Origin of the sequence: Halomonas sp. IOP_31 (genome assembly GCF_021151495.1) — a bacterium.
Lineage (GTDB): Bacteria > Pseudomonadota > Gammaproteobacteria > Pseudomonadales > Halomonadaceae > Modicisalibacter > Modicisalibacter zincidurans.
The window spans coordinates 1-2,479 of record NZ_JAIRBP010000070.1 but is presented as its reverse complement, the minus strand read 5'-3'; the positions used below and the strand labels follow the sequence as shown (position 1 = coordinate 2,479).

Sequence of the window (2,479 nt, the reverse complement as noted above, 5' to 3'; positions counted from 1 at the left end):
GGCGGTCGGCATGGTACATTTCGTCATGGCGGTTGATGCGGTTGATTCTTGTGTAGGAGCTTGAATTATAACCGATTTTCAGCCGCTTTTTTCATGTCTGATGAAATATCCGGGCTAGGAGCAGACGCTCAAACGCTATTGTTGGCTGTACAATCATCACACCCACAGAAGGCGCTGCACCGTCAATCGCCGTTTGTAGCGATGAAAGAGTGGCAGGCTAAACGGCCAGAGCTATTTACCAAGCGTGTAGTCAATCACTCGGGACCCGACACTTATACAGTTGCCACCGGAGTCACAGGTGAGCCAATAGCTCCCGGCAAGCGCAGCGGCGGTGCCGTCAGCAAGAACCGGTTGCGCTCGCGGCTATGCAACCACTCCGCCAAGTCTTTCAGGTACCACAGCTCCGCCAGCGGTAACCCGAGTTTGAACAGGCAGTGGTGGTGCAAGGGGAGCTTGGAGCAACAGTCCGGTTCCAGCTCGCGATCCAGGTTCTCCACCGCGTAGTTATCGGCACAGATCGCCGCGATGCCGCTCTCGGTGATCCAATCCAGCAGTGCCGGATCGCTGCCATCAAGCACTGCCCCGGTGTCTTTCAGCACGTCTAACTGCGGTGCGCCCTGCATATCCAGCAATGCTTCAGCGAACCCCGTACGCAATACCAGCATATCGCCGTGTTCCATCACCACGTGCAGTTGTTCCAGCGCCTCCATCAACTCCTTGTGCCCTACCAGCGTCCTTCCCGCGCCGAAGACTCGCACTAGGTCCACCAACACGGCCCGGCCCTGCATACCATGCGCTGCCAGCGTCTCAATCCCCAGACGCCTAGCATAGGAGCCGTGCCGCTGGGCCAATTCCCCGCTCAGATTTAGCACATCCTGCTCTGCCAGGTAGCCGTTGTAATAGCGGCGCTCCGGCGTGCCATCGTTATCGCCATCGAAAAGGGCCCCCACATGAGCCAGGGAGTCCCACTGGGTAGAGTACTGTAGCGACAGCTGAACCTGGTCGTCACTGATGACGTCATAAAGCGCGGGACTGTGAGTGGCCAAGGGAAAGTTTATGTACTTGTCGTCATCCAGGACCGTTGGGGTCAGCTTCGGCGGCGAGCGGCGGGGGTTCAGCACCTTGCCGCCGGGGATATCCAGGGGTAGCGACAAGCAGAACGTCACTCCCTCTTGCACTTCCTTGACGCCTTTGAGCACTTGCTCAGGCCCGATCAGGTTGACTCGTCCCAGTTGATCGTCAGGGCCAAACTCTCCCCAATTGCTCCCCTCGGGGCGCTTCTTCCAGCGTGGCTGGTTCATGGCTCGTCTCCACTGGCATGCTGCGTGGCAATTTCAATGATGCGTTGCAGACTCTCCCGCTCTCGAGCCTGGTGTTGCGCACGCGACTCGTCGTTCCAGTGGTAGAAGCCTCGCCCCGCCTTGGCCCCCAAACGTCCTTGGGCAACGTACTCTTCGAGAAGCGACGCGGGCTCCTGGCGCGCATCGAGATCGGGGTAGAGGTAGCGGGCGATATTCAAGTGGGTATCCAACCCATTGAGGTCTCGCTGGTACAAGGGGCCGTTCAGCGCCATGCGCACACCAATTGAATACTGCACGATATCATCCAAGGCCTCGACCTCCACCACGCCTTTCTCAAGCAGAGAGAGGCATTCACGCATCACCGCGTGCTGGATCCGGTTGGCGACAAAACCGGGCACACAGGTATTTAGTACCGCCGGACGTTTCCCCAACCGCGTCAGCCAACTGCACGCCTTTTGCACAACCGTCGCCTCGGTGTGGCTACCCGGAACTACTTCCACAGTGGGAACGATGTCCGCCGGGTTGAAGAAGTGAGTCCCCAAGAACCGTTGCGGCAAACGCATGGCACTTCCAATGTCGTCGATGGGGATACCCGAAGTATTGGTCATGATGATGGTGGTATCGGCCACGCCAGCCTCGATTTGCGCCACGACCTCCCGCTTGATCGCGACATTCTCGGTCACGCTCTCGATGACGAAATCAGGGGTCTCCGCCAACTGCAAATCCGTGGTGAAGCAAACCGCGGTCGCATTTTCTTCCACACTCAGGCGACTGGCTCCCAACACCTGTGGGTTGGTGTCTACCACGGTGACCCTGACGCCATGCACCGCCATCAGCTTGGCCAGAGTGGTGCCCATGGTGCCGGCACCTACCACCACGGCTTGCAATGAATCGTTCTGCATTAGCTCTCCCTTCATTCGCCTGACCGAGACTTTCTACAAGCGGCATAGACAAATGTCGCATTGAATAAAATCATTCGCGGGTTAACCATCAACCCAAATTATCGAACTTATGTGCGGCATGCGTACATAATAGACAACGATAAACACGCCGACAACTAGCCCGGATATTTCATCAGACATGAAAAAAGCGGCTGAAAATCGGTTATAATTCAAGCTCCTACACAAGAATCAACCGCATCAACCGCCATGACGAAATGTACCATGCCGACCGCCTCG

2 protein-coding genes and 1 pseudogene are annotated in these 2,479 nt (G+C 57.1%); 1 reads left to right on the top strand and 2 read right to left on the bottom strand.

Going from position 1 to position 2,479, the window contains the following annotated elements; all coding sequences use genetic code 11:
- Positions 1-118: 118 nt before the first annotated feature.
- Positions 119-273: pseudogene (locus K7I12_RS17750) on the top strand (IS481 family transposase); the annotation flags it as partial.
- On the opposite strand, the gene K7I12_RS17265 reads toward K7I12_RS17750, so the two are convergent.
- Positions 273-1,301: a cyclase family protein gene (locus K7I12_RS17265; protein WP_231664799.1), complete on the bottom strand. Its 1,029-nt coding sequence runs from the start codon at positions 1,299-1,301 to the stop codon at positions 273-275. The pseudogene K7I12_RS17750 and the gene K7I12_RS17265 sit on opposite strands and share 1 nt — an antisense overlap.
- Complete coding sequence (locus K7I12_RS17260; RefSeq protein WP_231664798.1) at positions 1,298-2,203, bottom strand: 3-hydroxyacyl-CoA dehydrogenase NAD-binding domain-containing protein; 906 nt, start codon at positions 2,201-2,203, stop codon at positions 1,298-1,300. Before K7I12_RS17260 ends, K7I12_RS17265 begins: the two co-directional genes overlap by 4 nt.
- Positions 2,204-2,479 lie beyond the last annotated feature (276 nt).